20 protein-coding genes are annotated in these 19,967 nt (G+C 59.8%); 17 read left to right on the top strand and 3 right to left on the bottom strand.

Translation table 11 applies throughout. The features are described from left to right. Positions 1 to 30 precede the first annotated feature (30 nt). From AKV04_RS17375 to AKV04_RS17385, 3 genes are read left to right on the top strand one after another with little or no spacing between them, the layout of a single operon-like run. Entirely contained in the window at positions 31 to 744 is a 714-nt protein-coding gene (locus AKV04_RS17375; RefSeq protein ID WP_054007678.1) for a tellurite resistance TerB family protein, read from the top strand. After that, on the top strand, positions 741 to 1,778 hold the full coding sequence (locus AKV04_RS17380) for an endonuclease/exonuclease/phosphatase family protein (RefSeq protein WP_054007679.1): 1,038 nt from the start codon (positions 741 to 743) through the stop codon (positions 1,776 to 1,778). The genes AKV04_RS17375 and AKV04_RS17380 overlap by 4 nt, the downstream gene beginning before the upstream one ends. A gap of 35 nt (positions 1,779 to 1,813) precedes the next feature. Then, positions 1,814 to 2,149 (top strand): GAT domain-containing protein, encoded by a 336-nt coding sequence (locus AKV04_RS17385; RefSeq protein WP_054007680.1) that lies wholly within the window; start codon positions 1,814 to 1,816, stop codon positions 2,147 to 2,149. Between the two features lie 12 nt (positions 2,150 to 2,161). On the opposite strand, the gene AKV04_RS17390 is transcribed toward AKV04_RS17385, so the two are convergent. After that, positions 2,162 to 2,557 (bottom strand): hypothetical protein, encoded by a 396-nt coding sequence (locus AKV04_RS17390; protein WP_054007681.1) that lies wholly within the window; start codon positions 2,555 to 2,557, stop codon positions 2,162 to 2,164. A gap of 137 nt (positions 2,558 to 2,694) precedes the next feature. On the opposite strand from AKV04_RS17390, the gene AKV04_RS17395 reads away from it, so the two are divergent. The 3 genes from AKV04_RS17395 to AKV04_RS17405 all read left to right on the top strand — a co-directional run bounded on the left by AKV04_RS17395 (position 2,695) and on the right by AKV04_RS17405 (position 5,134). Continuing rightward, a complete protein-coding gene (locus AKV04_RS17395) occupies positions 2,695 to 3,981 on the top strand; it encodes a lipoprotein-releasing ABC transporter permease subunit (protein ID WP_407638465.1) in 1,287 nt (428 codons plus the stop codon). Beyond that, a complete protein-coding gene (locus AKV04_RS17400) occupies positions 3,974 to 4,657 on the top strand; it encodes an ABC transporter ATP-binding protein (RefSeq protein ID WP_054007683.1) in 684 nt (227 codons plus the stop codon). The genes AKV04_RS17395 and AKV04_RS17400 overlap by 8 nt, the downstream gene beginning before the upstream one ends. Before the next feature lie 63 nt (positions 4,658 to 4,720). Next, positions 4,721 to 5,134: a c-type cytochrome gene (locus AKV04_RS17405; protein ID WP_054007684.1), complete on the top strand. Its 414-nt coding sequence runs from the start codon at positions 4,721 to 4,723 to the stop codon at positions 5,132 to 5,134. Positions 5,135 to 5,252: 118 nt separating this feature from the next. Here the strand turns inward: AKV04_RS17405 and AKV04_RS17410 are convergent, their stop codons facing one another. Next, positions 5,253 to 6,488 carry an aminopeptidase gene (locus AKV04_RS17410; protein ID WP_054007685.1) on the bottom strand — a complete coding sequence of 412 codons (1,236 nt, stop codon included), beginning with the start codon at positions 6,486 to 6,488 and terminating at the stop codon, positions 5,253 to 5,255. 234 nt (positions 6,489 to 6,722) lie between these two features. Between AKV04_RS17410 and AKV04_RS17415 the strand changes: the two genes are divergently transcribed. From AKV04_RS17415 to AKV04_RS17445, 7 genes are read left to right on the top strand one after another with little or no spacing between them, the layout of a single operon-like run. After that, positions 6,723 to 8,327 carry a peptide ABC transporter substrate-binding protein gene (locus AKV04_RS17415; protein WP_054007686.1) on the top strand — a complete coding sequence of 535 codons (1,605 nt, stop codon included), beginning with the start codon at positions 6,723 to 6,725 and terminating at the stop codon, positions 8,325 to 8,327. Positions 8,328 to 8,375: 48 nt separating this feature from the next. Further along, complete coding sequence (locus AKV04_RS17420; protein WP_054007712.1) at positions 8,376 to 9,338, top strand: ABC transporter ATP-binding protein; 963 nt, start codon at positions 8,376 to 8,378, stop codon at positions 9,336 to 9,338. Next, positions 9,335 to 10,258 (top strand): ATP-binding cassette domain-containing protein, encoded by a 924-nt coding sequence (locus AKV04_RS17425; RefSeq protein ID WP_054007713.1) that lies wholly within the window; start codon positions 9,335 to 9,337, stop codon positions 10,256 to 10,258. Before AKV04_RS17420 ends, AKV04_RS17425 begins: the two co-directional genes overlap by 4 nt. Beyond that, the gene (locus AKV04_RS17430) at positions 10,255 to 11,184 is read left to right on the top strand and encodes an ABC transporter permease (RefSeq protein ID WP_054007687.1); all 930 of its coding nucleotides are present in this window, start codon (positions 10,255 to 10,257) and stop codon (positions 11,182 to 11,184) included. Before AKV04_RS17425 ends, AKV04_RS17430 begins: the two co-directional genes overlap by 4 nt. After that, positions 11,181 to 12,044, top strand: coding sequence for an ABC transporter permease (locus AKV04_RS17435; RefSeq protein ID WP_054007688.1), 864 nt, complete (start codon positions 11,181 to 11,183; stop codon positions 12,042 to 12,044). Before AKV04_RS17430 ends, AKV04_RS17435 begins: the two co-directional genes overlap by 4 nt. Position 12,045: 1 nt before the next feature. Next, complete coding sequence (locus tag AKV04_RS17440; RefSeq protein WP_054007689.1) at positions 12,046 to 13,236, top strand: aminotransferase class V-fold PLP-dependent enzyme; 1,191 nt, start codon at positions 12,046 to 12,048, stop codon at positions 13,234 to 13,236. A 27-nt stretch (positions 13,237 to 13,263) separates the two neighbouring features. Next, the gene (locus AKV04_RS17445) at positions 13,264 to 13,989 is read left to right on the top strand and encodes a FadR/GntR family transcriptional regulator (RefSeq protein ID WP_054007690.1); all 726 of its coding nucleotides are present in this window, start codon (positions 13,264 to 13,266) and stop codon (positions 13,987 to 13,989) included. A 77-nt stretch (positions 13,990 to 14,066) separates the two neighbouring features. Here the strand turns inward: AKV04_RS17445 and AKV04_RS17450 are convergent, their stop codons facing one another. Beyond that, positions 14,067 to 15,362, bottom strand: coding sequence for a D-amino acid dehydrogenase (locus tag AKV04_RS17450; protein WP_156317626.1), 1,296 nt, complete (start codon positions 15,360 to 15,362; stop codon positions 14,067 to 14,069). 445 nt (positions 15,363 to 15,807) lie between these two features. Between AKV04_RS17450 and AKV04_RS17455 the strand changes: the two genes are divergently transcribed. The 4 genes from AKV04_RS17455 to AKV04_RS17470 all read left to right on the top strand — a co-directional run bounded on the left by AKV04_RS17455 (position 15,808) and on the right by AKV04_RS17470 (position 19,941). Further along, positions 15,808 to 16,932, top strand: a complete 1,125-nt coding sequence (locus AKV04_RS17455) for an extracellular solute-binding protein (protein WP_162232895.1) — start codon at positions 15,808 to 15,810, stop codon at positions 16,930 to 16,932. A gap of 113 nt (positions 16,933 to 17,045) precedes the next feature. Continuing rightward, positions 17,046 to 18,131 (top strand): ABC transporter ATP-binding protein, encoded by a 1,086-nt coding sequence (locus tag AKV04_RS17460; RefSeq protein ID WP_054007692.1) that lies wholly within the window; start codon positions 17,046 to 17,048, stop codon positions 18,129 to 18,131. 1 nt (position 18,132) lies between these two features. Then, positions 18,133 to 19,056, top strand: a complete 924-nt coding sequence (locus AKV04_RS17465) for an ABC transporter permease (RefSeq protein ID WP_054007693.1) — start codon at positions 18,133 to 18,135, stop codon at positions 19,054 to 19,056. Between the two features lie 12 nt (positions 19,057 to 19,068). After that, positions 19,069 to 19,941 (top strand): ABC transporter permease, encoded by an 873-nt coding sequence (locus AKV04_RS17470; protein WP_054007694.1) that lies wholly within the window; start codon positions 19,069 to 19,071, stop codon positions 19,939 to 19,941. The last annotated feature ends 26 nt before the right edge of the window (positions 19,942 to 19,967 follow it).

Raw genomic sequence — 19,967 nt, forward strand, 5'->3', positions numbered from 1 at the left:
AGCCGCCAACGAAACCGATAAGCTGACCTCATGTCGATCTGGACCCGCATCACCGAAGCCATCGCCGCCCTTGCCTCGGGCGAGGGGTTGGCGGCTGTGTTTGACCGCTTGCGTGGCGGCGCGGCGCCGGAACGCTCGGTCGGTTTCACCATCGCGGTGATCGCTTTGGGCGCGAAGATGGCCAAGGCGGATGGCGAGGTCACCCGCGACGAAGTGGCGACGTTCCGGCGGATATTTTCGATCTCGAAAGCCGAAGAAGCCAACGCCGCACATGTGTACAACTTGGCGCGACAGGATGTGGCGGGGTTTGCCTCTTACGCCCGTAAGATCGCACTTTTGTTCAATAAACCTGGATTGCCGCTCTGTGCTGATGACCGCAACGTGCTGATCGACATTCTGGAAGGGCTGTTCCAGATCGCGATGTCGGATGGTGAATATCACCCGGCAGAGGATGCGTTTTTACGCGAAGTAGCGCAGATTTTTGGGCTGGATGACCGCTGTTTCCGCGTGCTGCGGGGGCGCTTTGTCGATGGCGCGCCGCGCGATCCCTACGATGTTTTGGGGATTCCGCATCAGGCTAGCCTCGACGATGCCCGCGCAGCATGGCGGGCGGCGGTGAAAGACAGCCATCCCGATGTGATGATCGCGCGCGGGGTGCCTGCCGAAGCGGTGCAACTGGCGACGCGGCGGTTGATCGCGATCAATGCGGCTTGGGACGAGATTCAGGCCAAGGTCGCGGCATGAGCGAAAGGCTCAGACTGGCTAGCTACAACGTCGAATGGTTCAACGCTTTGTTCGATGACCGGGGGCATCTGCTGGAGGATCGCGAGTATTCGGCGCGTTACAAGATCACCCGGGGCGAACAACTGGCGGCTTTGGGCATTGTGTTCACCGCTTTGGATGCTGACGGTGTGATGATCATTGAAGCGCCGGATACCAACAGTCGCAGGTCGACCGTGACGGCGCTGGAGAATTTTGCGGCGAAATATGGCTTGCGGGCGCGCAAGGCGCTGATCGGTTATGTTTCTGAAACCGAACAGGAAATCGCGTTTCTGTATGATCCCGACAAGCTCTCCGCGCGGCATGATCCAAAGGGCGATCCGGCCCCGAGCCACGGCGCGCCGGGGGCTCCGCGTTTTGACAGCCAGTTGCGGCTGGATATCAATGGCGATGGGGTGGAGGATCTGGTGCGGTTTTCCAAGCCGCCGTTGGAACTGGCGGTGACGACCGCATCGGGGGGCGAATTGCGGCTGATCGGGGTGCATGCCAAATCGAAGGCGCCGCATAGCGCCGACGATGATGCCGCGTTCACGCGGATTTCGATTGAGAACCGACGCAAGCAGTTGGCGGAATGTCTGTGGCTGCGCGCCCGGATTGATCGGCAGTTGGAGGCGGGCGATGGCCTGATCGTGATGGGCGATTTCAACGATGGTCCGGGGTTGGACGAATATGAAAAGCTGTTCGGCCATTCCGGGATTGAGATTGTGTTGGGGCAGGGTGGGCAGACCCGGCTGCATGACCCGCACGCCGAAATGGCGCTGACCCAGACCAATGCGCTGGCCCCGAGTTCGTCGCGGTTCTGGCTGCAACCGCAGAAGCGTTATTTCGAGGCCCTGTTGGATTTCATCATGGTCTCGCCCGATCTGGCGGCCGGCAAGCCGGTATGGCGGATTTGGCATCCGTTCAATGATCCCGGCGTGCTGGCGGTGCCGGAACTGGCGGATGCGCTGCTTTCCGCCTCTGACCACTTTCCGGTAACGCTGGATTTGGCATTGTGATTTGAAATGTGCCCTAAGCCGGGCATAGTCGGGGGATGAAACATCTCATCTTCGCCCTGATGCTGTTGCCTGTACCCGCTTTGGCGCAGACCCCACCGCCGTCTGATGCGGACAAGGGGCTGAGCCTGATGCAGCAGGGGGCGGAACTGTTGTTCAACCATATGATGGGGCAGGTCGAACCCAGCCTGCAAGATATGGCGCAGGCGCTGAAAGAGGCGCAGCCGAAGCTGATGGAAATTCTGGGCATGATGGATGATCTGAAGAACTATCACGCGCCGGAAAAGCTGCCGAATGGCGATATAATTCTGCGGCGGAAAACGCCGGCTGAGTTGAAGCTAGAGGCTTTGCCGGGCGCGGAGACTGAACTTTAGCGAGCCTGGTCTCTAAAATGCGTGCGACGTGGCGAGGTAAAGGTAGAAACGCGGCCCCGATCCGCGCCGCCCGCCGCCGCCGCCGGTGCTGTTCCAGACGCGGTCGTCGGCTTTGATATATTGGAAATGATCAACCAGATTGGCCTCCAGCTGGCGGGTGTGCCGCTCGGATGAGGATTGATAGATCAGATTCATGCGGGTGGTCTGATACTCGAGCTTTTTCTGATCAATCCGCCGCGCCAGGGCCGAATAATAGTCATAGCCGCTCGCGACACCGATGTAATACAGGTACACCGAGCGATCAAAGCGGCAGATTGCCGAGATTGAGCGCACCAGGGTGGAGAAAATCATGCTCGGGTGGCCGGTGAAATAGCTGTCGGTGATTTCGACGCCGCGATAGGTTTCCATGGCTGTAATCCGGTGTGCTAAAATGCCCGTTCAGGATGCCTGCAACCCAAGCGTGCGTCAAGTCTGCGGCGTCACACAAGCGTTCCTTGACCCTGCTGCTGTAACGTTGCAGTTTGGCGCGAAAAAGAAAGAGCAGCATCTTGGCCTCCACCTCTCCGTTCTCGCGCTTTGAATTCATGATTGCGTGGCGCTATTTGCGCGCCAAACGCGCCGAGGGTGGCGTGTCGGTGATGACTTGGATCAGCCTGATTGGCATCACTTTGGCGGTGTTCGCGCTGATCGTGACGCTGGCGGTGCGGTCGGGGTTTCGCACCGAATTGGTGTCGACGTTCCTTGGATCGAACGCGCATGTGACGGTGTATTCGGCGGGGCATATGGATGCTGATGGCCAGATGGTGAAGGGTTTTGCCGATTACGACGCGATTGCCGCGAAGCTGGCGGCGGTGCCCGGAGTGACCGAGGCGGCCCCCCAGATCAAGGGTCAGGTGATGTTGACGGCTGGCGAGGGGTCCAGCGGCGCCGAGGTGTTCGGGCTGCGGCTGGCCGATCTGCGCCGGATTCCGCGTATTGGCGATGGCGCGGATGCTTATGGCAATCTGGATGATTTCGACCAAGGCATCGCGATTGGCTCTGGTTTGGCGCGGACTTTGGGCGTGACGGTGGGCGACAAACTGCGGGTGATCTCGCCCTCGGGGGTGAAATCGCCGTTTGGGTCGAGCCCGCGGGTGAACGCCTATCCTGTGGTTTATATCTTCACCTCGGGCAATTATCTGATCGACCAAAGCCGGATGTATATGCCGTTCGCCGAGGCGCAGTCGTTCTTCAACCGTGACAATCTCGCCGATGAGTTTGAGGTGATGGTGACAGACCCCGAAGCCATCGACAACTACCGTGATGCGGTGATGGCGGCGGGGGGACAGGATGCGATGCTGTGGACCTGGATGGACAGCGCCGGAAGTTATCTCAATGCCTTGAAAATAGAAGACAATGTGATGTTCCTGATCATGTCGATCCTCGTGCTGATCTCGACGCTGAACATCATTTCCGGCCTGATCATGCTGGTGAAAAACAAAGGCCGCGACATTGGGATTTTGCGCACGATGGGCCTCACCGAAGGCTCGATCCTGCGGATTTTCTTCATCTGCGGCGCGTTTACCGGGGTGGTCGGCACGCTGATGGGGGTGGCGATCGGCTGTCTGTTTGCAACCTATATTGATGATGTGGTTGCGCTGATCAATCTGGTGACGGGCGGCGATGTTTGGGATCCGTCGATTAGGGGGATTTACGCGCTACCGGCTGAGCTGAAACTGGGGGATGTGGCCTCGGCGATGGCTTTGTCTTTGGGGCTGTCGTTTATCGTCACGATTTTCCCCGCGCGCCGTGCCGCCCGGATGAACCCGGTGGAGGCGCTGCGTTATGAGTGAGTTTGCGCTGGAACTGGCGGGCATTGAGAAATGCTACAATCGCGGTTTGCCGTCGGAAGTGATGGTGCTGCATGGCGCGACATTAGAGGTGAAACGCGGCGAGGTGGTTGCTTTGGTCGCGCCCTCTGGCGCTGGCAAATCGACGCTGCTGCATATCGCGGGGCTTTTGGACACACCGGATGAGGGCTCGGTGGCTTTGAGCGGGCGCAATATGGTGGGTTTGGGCGACAAGGCCCGGACCGAGGCGCGGCGCAATGACGTGGGCTTCATCTACCAGTTTCACCACCTTTTGCCCGAATTCACCGCGCTTGAAAACGTGGTGATCCCGCAGTTGGCCAATGGCGTGCCGAAGGCAGAAGCGGAAGCCCGCGCGCGCGATCTGCTCGCCCATGTCGGGGTATTGCCGCGCGCCAGTCACCGCCCGGCCGCGCTGTCGGGGGGCGAGCAACAGCGCGTCGCCTTCTGCCGCGCGCTGGCCAATAAGCCGAAACTGCTGCTGGCCGATGAACCCACCGGCAATCTTGACCCTGTCACCTCGGATCAGGTTTTCGCCGCTCTGATGGCTTTGGTGCGCGAAACCGGCCTGAGCGCGCTGATCGCCACCCATAATATGGAGCTTGCCGCCCGGATGGATCGTGTGGTGCGGCTGGACAAAGGCCGGGTTGTGACATCCTGATATAGGTCAAGGTAGACGCTTTGCATCTGTGCAAGAAAGCGTCCCACTGATCAGGAGATCGCCATGCACATCATGCCAGTTGTCACCGCCGTCGGGCTTTCTGCCTTGCTGTTCGCTTGCGTCGAGTATGGCAAACCGCCCGAGAAAACCACTGGGGCGCATGATTACAACGACTACTGTGCTGCCTGTCATGGCCCGACGGGCAAGGGCGATGGCGAAACGGCAGCAGGCTTGGGCAAAAAGCCCGCCGATCTGACCACCCTTGCCGCGCGCAACAAGGGCGCGTTTCCAACGACGAAGGTGATGGCGCAGATCTGGGGCTATGCGGGCAAAAAGGGCAAAGGTGTGATGCCCGACTTCGCGCCGCTGCTGGAGGGCGACACCGTGCCTTATGATGGCGGCGACGGCATTGCGACGCCGACGCCGATTCGGTTGGTGGAATTGGCGGAATACCTTAAGACGCTTCAGGTGAAATAGCGGTGGGCTGGCCGCAAGAGCTAACGATTTACCTAAAATTTGCTTTCATCTTGGCTCAAATATCCCACGGGGGTCTGGGGGTGTGAAACCCCCAGCGGCCTGCCGCAAATGCCGCACCTCAAGCCCATTCGCCGCGCCGGAACACCGGTTCCGCCGCGCCGTCCGCGCCGATACCGTCAATATCGACCTGCCCCGAGCCGATCATCCAATCGACGTGGATCATGCTGGCATTGCCGCCTTGGGCCGCGATCTGTTCTGGCGTCAGCGCCGCGCCGTTCAGGAAACACTTGGCATAACACTGGCCCAAAGCGATGTGGCAGGCGGCGTTTTCATCGAACAGCGTGTTGTAAAACAACAGCCCAGATTGAGAGATCGGCGAGCCGTGTGGCACCAGCGCCACCTCGCCTAAGCGGCGCGCACCCTCGTCGCTATCGATCAGCTTCTGCAAAACCGCCTCGCCCTTGGTGGCTTTGGCCTCGACAATCCGGCCCGCTTCAAAGCGCACCTGAATGTTTTCAATCAATGTGCCCTGATGCGCCAAGGGTTTGGTGGCGCTGACAAATCCATCCACGCGCAGCGCGTGCGGTGTGGTGAACACTTCCTCGGTTGGGATATTGGCGTTGCAGGTGACACCGTTTTTCGCGGTAGAGGCCCCACCTTGCCATTCATGGCCGTCTGCCAAACCCACGGTCAGATCGGTGCCGGGGCCGGTGAAGCGCAGGGCCGCAAAGCGTTTGCTGTTCAGCCATTTGGTCCGCGTGCGCAGGGCGGCGTTATGTGCACCCCAAGCCGCTACCGGATCGGGTTGATCAACGCGAGACGCCGCGAAAATCGCCTCGGCGAGTTTATGCACTGCGGCGTCTGCGGTCAGCTCAGGGAAGATTTGCTGCGCCCAAGCCTCGCCCGGATAGGAGCAAATCGACCAGTTGATATCAAAGCCCGCGATCTTCGCCAAAGCGGGCTGATAGGCGAGCGAGTTCGCCTTGCCTGCGCGGGCGACCTTTGTGGGGTCTTCATTGGCCAGCAGCATCGGGTTGTCGCCGACAATCGCCATCCGGGCGGCACCGTTGGCGAAGGCCTCGGCCATGCCGTTGTAGAGCCAGTTCGGGGCGGTGTCGAAACTGGCATCGCGCCCGTGCTGATAGCGCGCCAAGGCAATCGCCTCATCCGCGAAAATCGGCGTCACCACGCCCGCGCCCGCACGATAGGCTGCCGCCGCGATCAGCCGCACCAAGGGCAGGGCGGTCATCGGGGCGGTCAGAATCAGATCCTGCCCCGGCTGCAGGGCCACGCCGACATTCACCGCCACCTCGGCCAGTTTCGCCAGCTTCACGGGGTTAATCGAGGGGGTCATCGCGCCATCCTTTGCCTGTTTTGCCGCAGACCATAGCCGCAGGCCGGGCAGGGTCAACCGTTTGAGAAAAATCTGCGCCGCATCGCAACGGGCGTCTTGCGCGACGGTTCATAATTTGTCAGACATTTGGAATTGGCCCCACGTCACCCGACGCTTGCGGTCAAAATGCACCGGGCAGACTCGGGCATCCTGCCAATGAAAAGCCCACAAACGGGCGTCAACACGGAGGAATAGATGCGACAGTTCCTGAAACTCGCGGGGGCGCTGGTGACAGCCACGCTGCTGGCGACGACGCCCATAGCGGCGCAGACCACTGTATATAGTGCGGGGGATACCACCTCTGGCACATATATGGATTACATGAAAACCGTCTATGCTCGCGCGGGCAACCCCGAGATCATCCAGCTGCCGCTGACCAGCTTCGACAACGACTATGTGCTGAACCCGATGGCGGCTGAGTCGTGGACGCAATCCGAAGATGGCCTGACCTGGACCTTCAAGCTGCGCCCCGGTCTGGTGTGGTCGGATGGCGAGCCTTTGCGCGCCTCCGACTACATCTTCGCGCTGCAACGCGCCGCCACCACCGGCTATGATTTCGCCTGGTACTGGGGCTATGCCGGCGGGATTGAGAACTGGGATGCCGTGACCAAGGGCGAGAAAGATGTCGCAACCTTGGGCATCAAAGCCGTTGATGATCTGACGATTGAGGTGAAAACAGCAGCGCCGAAACCCTATCTGCCAAGCGTGGTTTCGCTGTGGTATCCGGTGCCGAAACACGTTTGGGACAAACTGGGCGACGATTACGCCGCCAATGTCGAGACGCTGGTGTCCTCTGGCCCGTTCATCGTCGAATCGTGGGAAAAGTCCAACAACAAGATGGTTCTGGTGAAGAACCCGACCTACACCGGGCCGTGGCAGCCTCAGGTGGATCGGTTGGAAATTGACCCGACTTTGGGTGCGCCAGAGGTCGGTCTGCCCGCCTTCATGGCAGGCGAGGCAGATTTCTCCTACCTGAACGCCGGTCAAATTCCGTTTGTGGAACAACGCTTTCCGGGCCAGATCGCCAAGAATGCGGTGTTTGCGACCTCCTACATCTCGTTTGGGCTGGACATGCCGCCCTTCGACAATATCAACGTCCGCAAAGCATTTCAGGCCGCGATCAACCGCGATGAGATGACCTCGACGGTGCTGAAAGACCTTGCCATTCCCGGCAAATCGCTGCTCCCACCGGGCTATCCCGGCTACAACGACGTAATCACCTCTCAGGCGGTGTTTGACCCGGAAAAAGCCAAGAAATTCATGGCCGATGCGGGTTATCCGGATGGCAAAGGCTTCCCAGAGGTCGAGATTTGGTATCGCGATCAGGGCGGCTATAACGGCGCAATTTCGGGCCCGATGCTGCAATATCTGCAAGCGCAGTTTAAGGATATTCTGGGAATCACCATGAATATCAAGATCCTGCCGCAGAAAGACTGGATGGCGGGCATGATGGAGAAGAAGAACAATCTGTTCCTCGCGCCCTATGAATACGACTATCTCGACCCGTCAAACTTCTACGGCATCTTCTACAACGGAGGCCGTCACGACCACCATTTGCAAGCCTATGATGATCTGGTCGCCAAGGCCGATTCTGCCCCGAAATGGGAAGACCGTGAGAAGCTTTATGAGCAGGCCGAGCAGGTGCTGATCGACAACGCCTCGTTCGTGCCGCTGGTGCATCCGATCACCAACGCGGTGGTGTCGGCGGACCTCAAGGGCGATGGCACCAAGCCGAATAAGCTTGGCTTTTCACCACTGCGGCAGTTGGCGCTGTATTTCTACACGCATGTGTCGAAATAACCCCCCATGCCCCCCGGCCTGATCCGGGGGGCTATTTTCGGAGCGCCAATGACCCTGCTGAATATCGAAAATCTGACCGTCAGTTTTCCGCAACACGATGGCGTGGTGCAGGCGGTGCGTGGGGTATCCTTGCGGGTATCGCCGGGCGAAAGCATTGGCATTGTTGGAGAATCCGGCTCTGGCAAGTCCGTCACCTGCATGGCGGCGCTGCGTTTGCTACGCGAGCCGCCGTCGCGGATTGTGGCAGATAGGCTTGAACTCGGCGGCGTTGATATGTTGCGGGCAGGGCGCACGCAACTAGCTGCGGTGCGGGGCCGGATCGCGGCGATGGTATTCCAAGACCCGATGACGGCGTTTGATCCGGTGTTCACCATTGGCCATCAGATCGTAGAAACCATCCGCGCGCATCGCGATCTGTCGAAATCAGCGGCCACCACCGAGGCCGCTGCCCTGCTGGCGCGGGTGGAAATCAAGACTCCCGACGCCATTCTGAACAGCTATCCACACCAGCTTTCCGGCGGCATGTTGCAGCGCGCGATGATCGCAATGGCGCTGTCCTGCCGCCCACAAATCCTGTTCGCCGATGAGCCGACCACGGCGTTGGACGTGACGATTCAGGCGCAGATATTACACCTTATCAAGCAGTTACAGGCTGAACTGGGCATGGCGCTGATCATGGTGACGCATGATCTGGGTGTGGTCGCCGAAACCGTGGACCGCGTTGTGGTGATGTATGGCGGCCGCGTGATGGAAACCGCCCCGGTGCAGGATATTTTCGACGCACCCTTGCATCCCTATACGCAGGCGCTGATGGCCTCGATGCCCGGACGCACCCCCGGCAAACAGCGCCTGATTGAGATCGCAGGGGCGTCGCCAAACCCCGCCAACCCGCCCACGGGCTGCCCGTTTCATCCGCGCTGCGCCGTGGCGGACGCGCAATGCGCCGCCGAAGCCCCGGCGTTCCGCGCCCTGTCAGAATCCCGCGCTGCGGCATGCTGGAGGCTGGCATGACCCCAGCGCTGGAGTTGAAAAACGTCTCAAAAACCTATCAGTTGCGCCAATCAGGCGGGTTTTTCGCCCGCACCACCGATCATCTGGCGGTGAACAACGTCTCTCTCACCCTGCCGCGCAATCAGATCTTGGGGCTGGTGGGGGAGAGTGGTTCGGGAAAAACCACCACTGGCATGATGGCGATGCGGCTGGTGGAACCCTCGGCGGGGCAGATTCTGGTCGATGGCACGGACATCACCGCTTTGGGCCATGCCGCGCTGAAGCCATTCCGGCGCAAGATGCAGGTGGTGTTCCAAGACAGCTATTCCGCGCTGGACCCGATGATGACGCTGGCGCAGATCGTGGCCGAGCCGTTGCATATCCACGGCCTTGGCACCGCTTCCGAGCAAACCGAGCAAGCCCTTGAGATGCTGGTGAAAACCGGCCTTGATCGCTCTTACGGCAACCGCTATCCGCACGAACTTTCCGGGGGGCAACGCCAGCGTGTGGCGATTGCGCGGGCGCTGATCCTGCGTCCGCAAGTGCTGGTTGCGGACGAGCCGACCTCGGCGCTGGACGTGTCGGTGAAGGCGCAGATCATCAATCTCCTGCTGGATTTGCAGGCGGAAATGGGCTTGTCGATCCTGTTCATCAGCCATGATCTGTCGGTGGTGCGCTCCCTCACAGACAAGGTCGCGGTGATGTTCCAAGGCCGGATCGTCGAGGAGGCCCCGACGGAGACCATCTTCACCGATGCCCGCCACCCCTACACCCGCAGCCTGCTGGATGCGATTCCGGTGCTGAACCCGCGCGAGCGGCGCGCGAGAACTTTCCTGAGCCGCGTGCAGATCGAGGCCGCAACGCCCCGGCTTTCCGGGCAAGACGGCACCCCCGAATTGCACGACATAGCCCCCGGCCACCGATTGGAGGCGATCCGATGATCCGCTATATTCTGGGCCGTCTCGCCTCCATCGCGCTGACCTTTACCGTGGTCTCGATCATCGTTTTCCTGATGATGCACGCGGTGCCCGGTGGGCCGTTTGATGGCAATGACATGCCGGTCAATGATGCGGTGAAGGCCAAGCTGAACGCCTCGCTCGGCCTCGATCAACCGCTTTATGTGCAGTATTTCAAATACATGTGGGGTGTGCTGCATTTCGATTTCGGCGTGCCGTTCCAATCGCCGGGCGAAACCGTGCTGCAACTTCTGGGCCGCGCTTGGCCGCCCAGCTTGATCTTGGGCGGCGCAGGCGTGCTGATTGGCGCACCTTTGGGCATCCTGCTCGGCATGGCCGCCGCCCTGCGCCGCAACACTTGGATTGACTATCTCGCCTCGGCCTTCGCCACTTTGGGGCTGACGATTCCGGTGTTTGTGATCTCGATGGCCTTGATCATGGTGTTCGCGGTCTGGCTGAACTGGCTGCCGGCAAGCGGTTGGGGCAAACCCCGCAGTTGGATATTGCCGATCATCGCCTATGCCGCGATCCCGATGGCGACCTATGCACGCTACACTCGCTCTGCCATGCTCGATGTGCTGACCAAACCCTTCGTCACCGTGTTGCGCGCCAAGGGGCTGTCGGAGCGCCGCATCATCTTCCAACATGTGCTGCGCAACGCCGCTTTGCCAATGGTGACGGTGTTCCTGCCGATGTTCATTGGCACGGCCACAGGCTCAATTTTCGTCGAGGCGATGTTCCGGGTGCCGGGGCTTGGTGCCTATTTTGTCAGCTCAATCGAGCTGCGCGACTATAGTCTAGAGATGGCACTGATCCTGATGATCACCATGATGTTTTGCGTCGCCTATCTGATTTCCGACATCATTTATGCGCTGCTCAATCCCCGCATCCGGTTCGGAGATCGCAAATGAGCGCGCCAAAACCCCGCAGCCCACTTTATTTTGCATGGCGGCGCTTTGCCGATAACAAAGCCGCCTTGGTGGCCGGAGCGATCTTGCTGCTGATCATCCTGATGGCAATTTTCGCACCGCTGATCAGCAAAACCGGCTATGCGGACCAGAAATTCCTCACCCAAGCCTATGCCTTCCCGCAGGCGGAATTCTGGTTCGGCGTCGATGATCTCGGTCGTGATTTCTTCACCCGCATCGTCTATGGCGCGCGGGTTTCACTGACGATTGGCTTCACCGCAGCGGCGTTTTCGCTGCTGATCGGCATCCCTTTGGGGGCCATCGCAGGCTATTACGGTGGCCGCGCCGATTGGTGCGTGATGCGGCTGATCGAGTTGTTTTCGGTGGTGCCACCCCTGTTGGCCGCGATGCTGCTGGGCGCATTAACCAACGGCGGCTTTGCCACCATCGTGCTGATCGCGGCGCTATTCGGCTGGGTGCAGGTCTGCCTGCTGGTCCGCGCCCAAGTCAAAGCCATCGCGCAGAAAGAATTCGTCCGCGCCGCGCAGGCTTTGGGGGCAACCCCCGGCTATATCATCCGCCGCCACCTGATCCCCAACGCGATCTCGCCGATCATCGTCGGTTTTGTGCTGGCGATCCCACTGGCGATGATGCTGGAGGCCAGCCTTAGTTTCCTCGGCATTGGCGTGCCGCCGCCAATCCCAAGTTGGGGGCAGATGATCAACGTCGGGATGAATTTCATGTATTTTTACTGGCACTTAGCGGTGTTCCCGACTGCCGCCCTTGCCATCACCGTGCTTGCGACCACCCTGTTTGGCGATGGCTTGCGAGACGCTCTTGATCCGACCCTGAAAGGGCGCTGAATTGCAAAACCTTGATGCCTTCTTCCTGTTGCGCCCCGACGTGACCTTCCTGAACCACGGCTCTTTCGGGGCCTGCCCTCGGCCGGTTTTCGAGGAATATCAGCGATGGCAGCTGCAACTGGAAAGCCAGCCGGTGGCCTTTCTGGACCCTGCGCGGGGTCTGTCAGGTTGGATGCGCGATGCGCGGGTGGCGATGGCCGCGATTTTGGGCACCTCGGCAGAGAATATCGTCGGGCTGACCAATGCCACCTACGCGCTGAACATCGTGGCGCAATCGTTGGACCTTAAACCCGGCGATGAAATCCTGACTACGGATCACGAATATGCAGCGCTGGAGAAGACTTGGGCCTATGTCTGTCGCAACACCGGAGCGGTGATCAAAGTGGTCAACGTGCCGCTGCCGCTGACCAATGAGGCGCAGTTCACCGACGCCATTCTTGCGGGTTTCACCGACAAAACCCGCGTGCTGTTTCTGTCGCATATCACTTCGGCCACCGCCTTGGTGTTCCCGATTGAACGCTCGGTTGCCGAGGCCCGCAAGCGCGGCATCTATACCGTGATCGACGGAGCGCATACGCCGGGGCATATTCCGCTGGATCTGGACGCGCTGGATGCGGATTTCTACGCTGGCAACTGCCACAAATGGATCATGGCCCCGAAGGGCTCGGCCTTTCTGCATGTCCGCCCCGAATTGCAAGCGATGCTGGACCCGCTGGTGATCAGTCACGGCTGGACAGCAGACGCAAAAATCCCCGGCACCAAAGGCGTGTTCGGCAATTCGCCGTTCATCGACGGTTTGGAAATGCAGGGCACGCGCGACCCTTCGGCTTGGCTGAGCGTGCCTGCAGCGCTGCAATTCCGCCAAGATCACGATTGGGACAGGGTTGCCAAAGCCTGCCAAAGCCTTGCCCAAGACACCGCCGCGCGGGTGCGCGCGCTGACGGGTCTGCCTGCGCTGAGCAGCCCGGAGTTTTGCGCGCCACAAATGGTGTCGATGCCGGTGCCGCGCTGCGATACAGCCGTGCTGAAAACCCGGCTTTATGACGACTACCACATCGAAATCCCCTGCTTTGACTGGCAGGATCACAGCATCGTGCGGGTTTCGGTGCAGGGCTACAACACTGAGTCGCAGATGGACCATCTGGTAACAGCCTTGACAGAATTGCTGCCACAGCTATCAGCCAAAGCTTAAAGCGCGCTGTCGCGCACCGGAGAGATCATGTCGCGCGCCGCCATTCGCTACCTTGAGCCGATTGAAACCGCCGCGCGTGGGGTGGCGGTGCTGGATGCTTTGGCCGAGATGATCGAACGGGCGGGGCTGCAAGTTGGTGATCGTCTGCCGCCCGAAGTGTCGCTGGCCACAGCCCTAGGGGTCGGGCGCTCGACCATCCGTGAGGCGCTCAATCGTTGGGAAGGTTTGGGGATCATCCGGCGGCGGCGCGGCGATGGCACCTATCTGACCGCGAAAGTGCAAACCTCGCAGGGCCCGCTACCGACGATGATCCAACTGGAGGGGGAGGCGATTCTGCGGCTGTTGGATATGCGCCGGGTGATCGAATCCGGCACGGTGCGGCGGGCGGCGCTGAATGCCACCCTAGCACAGCGCCAGCAGATCAGTCGCTTGTGCGATGTGTTGTTGCAGATTGTTGACACGGGTGAGCCCTACCGCGCCGCCGATATGGCGTTTCACAGTGCGATTTGCGATGCCACCGGTAATCCGATGTTCGGGCAAGTGCTGGCGAAAATGGATGACGCGTTCGAGCGTTCGGCGGAATCGCCGTTCTCAGTGCCGGGGTTTGGTCTGGCCAGCTTCCCACCACACCGCGATCTGGCCAATGCGATTGTCGCGGGTGACCCCGACGCGGCAGAGGCTGCCATCAACACCATCCTCGATTCCGTCGAATCCGAGATCAGGCAGATCATTTCGCCAACAGATAACGCCTAAAACTTATCTAAAATTGTCATCCTCTGTGCTCAAATATCCTCGGGGTCCGGGGGCGAGCCCCCGGCCATCAGCCGCCATTACGCCGCTTGATACCGCGCATACCCCAAATCTGCCGTCTCAATCTCCGCCGCCTTACCAGAAATCAGATCGGCCAACACCCGACCCGAACCCGCCGCCATGGTCCAACCCAACGTGCCATGCCCGGTGTTCAGGAACAGGTTGCCAATCGGCGAGCGACCCAGAATTGGCGTGCCATCCGGCGTCATCGGGCGCAGACCGCACCAGAAGCTCGCGCGCGATTGATCGCCCGCGCCGCCGAACAGATCCTCCACCGAATGTACCAAAGTCTCGCGGCGCTTGGCGTGCAGGGTCATATCGAACCCGGCAATCTCGGCCATACCACCGACGCGGATGCGGTCCCCCAACCGGGTGATGGCGATCTTGTAGGTCTCGTCCATCACGGTTGATTCGGGCGCGCGGGCCGCGTCCACAATCGGCACGGTGATCGAATAGCCCTTCACCGGATAGACCGGCAGTTTGATGCCCAAAGGCCGCGCCAGCAGCGGCGAATACGACCCCAAGGCCAGCACAAACGCATCCGCGGTCATCCGACCTTCCGAGGTATGCACGGCGGCAATCTTGCCGCCCGCAGCCTCCAGCCGATCAATCCGCACGCCGTAGCGGAAGCTCACGCCCGCCGCGATCGCCATATCTTGCAGAGAGTTGGTGAACTTAAAGCAATCACCGGTCTCGTCGCCGGGCAGCAGCAAACCGCCTTTGATGGCGTCACGACGCGAGGCCAAACCGGGCTCGGCCTTGATGCAGCCGTCCGCGTCTAAGACCTCAAACGGCACGCCGTCGGCCTTTAACACCTTGATATCTTTATAGGCCCCGTCCACCTGCTTCTGGGTGCGGAACAGCTGCAACGTGCCCTGCATCCGCTCGTCATAAGAAATCCCGGTGTCGCGGCGCAAATCCATCAGGCAATCGCGGCTGTATTCGGCCAAGCGCACCATCCTGCTTTTGTTCACGCTATAGGCGGCGCTGGTGCAGTTCAGCAGCATCCGCATCACCCAAGACACTTTTGCCAAATCCGGCATCGGCTGAATGATCAGCGGCGCATGGCGCATGAACAGCCATTTCATCGCCTTGGCGGGGATGCCGGGGGCGGCCCAAGGGCTGGCATAACCGGGGCTGATTTCGCCCGCATTGCCAAAGCTGGTCTCCAAAGCCGGGCCGGGTTGACGGTCAATCACCGTAACCTCATGCCCGGCTTTCGCCAGATACCAAGCCGAGGTGACACCAATGACGCCCGCGCCGAGAATGACGATCTTCATATGCAACCCCTTGGTGTGTAGACCCTGCTGTTGCATCGCAGCATAGCGCAAATCCGTGAAAGGAGTTTGGAATGTCCTCGGAGTTTTGCGAAAATATACGTATATTATTCTAATTTTTTGCAAAAATATGAAATATTACACGCCTACAGAACAAAACAGCCGCATATCACACCTTTCACCGCAAGGTATTTTCAACTCTGGCGTTAGAATATTGCCGCTGCGACGCAGCGCCATACAGCCATGCGCGTCTGTTTTGCTGCCCGATTTGCAAGCATCCGCCCGGACAAGACCCAAATCGCGCGGTTTCTTGATCCACCAATCAACAACTCTTGTTGACAGAATCCCCCCGCTCGGGAGTAGGCTTTGCGCATGGCTCCGCCGCACCGTCATAAAACTGTCATGCGGGAGGAGTTTCTAAAACAAGATGCGCAAAGCATCTGCTACCATCCGCCAAAAGCGGATCAACACTAGGGAGACTTTCGTGAAAAAAGATATCGCACTGAACCGCCGCAGCTTTCTGCAATCGTCGGCCATTGGCGTGGGCGCATTGGCGGCCCCCGCGATCATTTCCTCCAAGGCGCTCGCCTCGTCGGGCGAGCTGAACTTCACCGGCTGGGCCGGTTATGACAAACTTTCCGCTGTGGCGCTTCCGGCTTTCACCGCCGCCACTGGCATCAAGGTCAACTTCAAAGAACTGCCCGACCAGGACACGATGTTTGGCGAAGCCAAGGTCGCGCTGGAAGCCGGCGGCATGGATGTGACCGAACCGACCATCGAGCGTGTCGGCGCATGGAACTCCAACGGTCTGCTCGGCGCGTGGGATCCGGCGAAACTGGCGATGGACAATTATCTGCCCGGTTTGGCCGATGGCTCGGCGGGTGAACGCTCGCGTATCGACGGCAACCTGATGTATGTGCCGTCGAACTGGGGCACCGAATCGCTGGTTTACAACAAGGAAACCGCAAAACTGGGTGAGCCGCCAACTTTGGGCGCTTTGTTCGATCCGGCCAACCAAGTTGTGCTGCGTCCGCATTCGGCATTGGCAGCCATGGGCCGCTGGCTGGATGCGCAAGGCAAGCTGCCGCGTCCGTGGATTGATGGCTATTCCGATATGGGCGCCATGGTCGAGCTGTGGGACATCGCTTTGGCTGAGGCCATTAAGGCCAAGGGCAACGTCGTGCAGTGGTGGTCGGGCGAGAACGAGGCTAACGCGGGCTTCACCGCGAACGGCGCAACCGTTGGTCTGTGCTGGGATTCGACCGGCTTCAACCTGCGCAATGACGGCTACGGCTATATCGCGCCGGTGGAAGGTGCGTTTGCGTGGCACCAAGGTTTCGTGCTGCTGAAGAACGCCGTTAACGTTGATCAGGCGCATGAATTCGCAAAATGGGTTTCCACCGCCGAAGGGGCGTCGATGTGGGCAACCGCGTTCTCGTCGAACCCGGTTGGCAAGGGCGCATCCGATCTGATGGACCCCGATGTGGCCACCTATTACAAAGGCACCTTCAATGATGAAGCGCTGGCGAAACTGTGGTGGTGGCCGACCCAATCGGCTGAATTCCTGACCAAACGGGCGGAATATGCTGACAAGTTCAAGGCCGCATAAGCGATCACACTGAACCAGACGCCGGGTCCGCAGGGGCCCGGCGTTGATTTTTCTACTGCCCAATGGCCAAAAAGGCCTCATAACAAAAACATATCAGGGGGAAAGACGATCCGATGAGTGCTGGGATTGATCTTCAAAATGTCTGCTGCGACTTTGGCAGCTTCCGCGCGGTTGATAACGCCACTGTGGCGATCAAACCCGGAGAATTCTTTTCCTTTCTAGGGCCGTCTGGCTGCGGCAAGACGACGATTTTGCGGATGATTTCCGGCTTTATCGAACCGACGCAGGGCACAATCCGCATCGGTGACAAGGATATGAAGGGTCAACGCCCGAACCAGCGCCCGACCGCGCTGATCTTCCAGAATTTGGCTTTGTTCCCGCTGATGCCGATCTGGGAGAATATCTCGTTCGGTCTCGAAGTCCGTGGCGTCGACAAAGCCACCCGCCGCGCCAAGGCGCAGGCGCTGCTGGAGATGGTTGATCTGCCCGGCGCTGCCGATAAGATGGTCAGCCAGTTGTCGGGCGGCCAAAAACAGCGCGTCGCCATCGCCCGCGCTTTGGCGGTGGAACCCAAGGTGATGCTGCTCGATGAACCCCTGTCCGCGCTCGATCTGAAACTGCGACAGCACATGCGGGCGGAACTGCGCGCCATCCAAAAGCGCACCGGGGTCACTTTCATCTATATCACCCATGATCAGGGCGAAGCTTTGGCGATGTCGGACCGTGTCGGCGTGATGAGCCAAGGTCGCATCCAGCAAGTCGCCGACCCGCGCGAGATTTACAACAACCCGGTCAATGGGTTCGTTGCGTCTTTTGTCGGTGAAAACAACATCTTCGCGGGCTCGGTCAGCAATGCCTCGGGCGGTATGGCCGGGTTTGACACAGCGCTTGGTCCATTCCGCGCCCGTCTGGGAGAACTCGCAAAGGGCAACAATATCAAGCTCTATGTCCGCCCCGAACATACCGTTCTGTCGGAAACCCAAGCTGCGGAAAACTCGGTGCCGGTGACGGTGTCGGAAGTCTCGTTCGAGGGGGCGTTCATCGCGGTGCATGGTCAAACCACAACCGGCCAGACCATCGTCGCCGAAGTGCGCAATGACGGCTCGGCCACGGTGCCGGAAATCGGCGCGGCCCGGTTTGCGCATTTCAACGCTGCGCATGCCTCGATCCTGCCCGACACCACCGCTGCGGGGGCATAAGATGCGCAATATGATCCGCCGTTACGGCGCAAGTCTGACCCTGCTGATCTGCCTGCTCACCGCGTTCTGGCTCTTGATGCTGGTGATCGTGCCGAACATCACTTTGCTGGAAAGCTCGTTCCGTCCCTATCTGCCCGTCACCGAAATCGGCGGCCCGAAAGACATCTACACGGCGGCCAACTACATGAAAGTCTTCAACGGCGCGATTGAGGTCTCACCTTTCGGCCTCACGTTCCAAATTCCGGTGCATGTGCTGACCTTCAGCCTGACGCTGTTCTACTCGGTGGTGGTGACGCTGATCTGCTTCATGCTGGCCTATCCTTTGGCCTATTTCATGGCGAAAATTCTCAGTGCGCGATCATTGCCCACCATGTTCCTGCTGCTGTTCGTGCCGCTTTGGGTGTCCGAAGTGCTGCGGGCGTTTGCGTGGTGGATGATCTTGGCGCTGAAAGGCCCGCTGTCGTGGGTGTTGCTGCAACTGCACCTGATCGACCACGAGGTGCGCTGGATCGTCGGTTACAACGGCGTGATGATCGGTCTGGTTTATACCTATGTGCTGTTCATGATCTTCCCGGTCTATAATGCGATTTCGTCCTTGGATTCCAACCAGATCGAAGCCGCCGAGGACTTGGGCGCGCCGTGGTGGCGCATCCATTGGCGCATCGTACTACCGCACGCCAAACCCGGCATCGCGAGCGGAGCGGTGATGGTGTTCATGCTCTCGGCAGGCTCACTTCTGGTGCCGTCAATCTTGGGCTCCACCACCTCGCAATGGTTCACCCAGACCGTGCAGCAATGGATGCTGGATGCGCTGGATTGGAACACTGCTGCGGCTTACGCCTTCTTACTGCTGCTGATGTGCACCTTGTTCGTCAGTCTGGTGATGAAGATTTTCCGCGTCAAACTGTCCGACATCGCGAATTAAGGGAGGGATATCATGCACAAAATTCGCCAAACCCTCGCCCGCGTCTATGCCGGGGCCTTCATCTTCTACATGCTGCTGCCCTTGGTGATCATGTCGGCGGCGGCTTTCAACAACACCGACAAAATCCCCGCCATTGTGCCGTGGAAGGGAGCGACCACCAAATGGTTCACAGCGCTTTGGGCCGATGACCGGATGTGGCACGCCTTCCAGAACACGATCTTCGTCGCCATTGCGGTGGCGCTGATCTCGGTGATTGTGGGGACAGCGGCGGCGATCCTGATCAACTCGGTGTCGGGGAACCTGCGCGCCGCCCTCTATGGCACGATGATTTCCACCATCCTGATCCCCGGCGCGGTGATCGGGATTTCCACCATGATCATGTGGACCAAGATCGGCAACGGCTTGGGCAGCGATTTCATCCTGTTCAATCCGGGCCTGCATCTGTCGGTGCTGGGGCAGGTTAGCTATATCGCGGCGATCGTGATGCTGCTGGTTTTGGCGCGGTTGCAAAGCTTCGATCAGGGGCTAGAGGAGGCCGCCCTTGATCTGGGTGCCACCCACGCCCAAGTGATGCGCCGCATCCTGCTGCCGCATCTCTATCCGGCGATTGGGGCAGGGGCGGCGGTGTCGTTCTTCCAGTCGATTGAGAACTTCAACGTCACGCAGTTTACCCGTGGTGGAGCCGATACTCTGACGATCTATGTGTTCTCCAAGGTGCGCTCGGGCATCACCCCCACCATCAACGCGCTGGCGTTCTTGTTGATCGTGGTCACCTTGGCGATGGCGGTGCTCTATGAGCTGAAACGCCGCCGCAACGCGAGCGTCGAGGCCGCGCGTGAGGCCGAGGCCCGCCGCGCCGCCGCCTTGGAAGAGGCTGTTATCTAACGTAAAAGGCCCGGAGCGATCCGGGC

It is taken from the genome of Cypionkella psychrotolerans, from assembly GCF_001294535.1.
In the GTDB taxonomy this organism is placed as follows: domain Bacteria; phylum Pseudomonadota; class Alphaproteobacteria; order Rhodobacterales; family Rhodobacteraceae; genus Cypionkella; species Cypionkella psychrotolerans.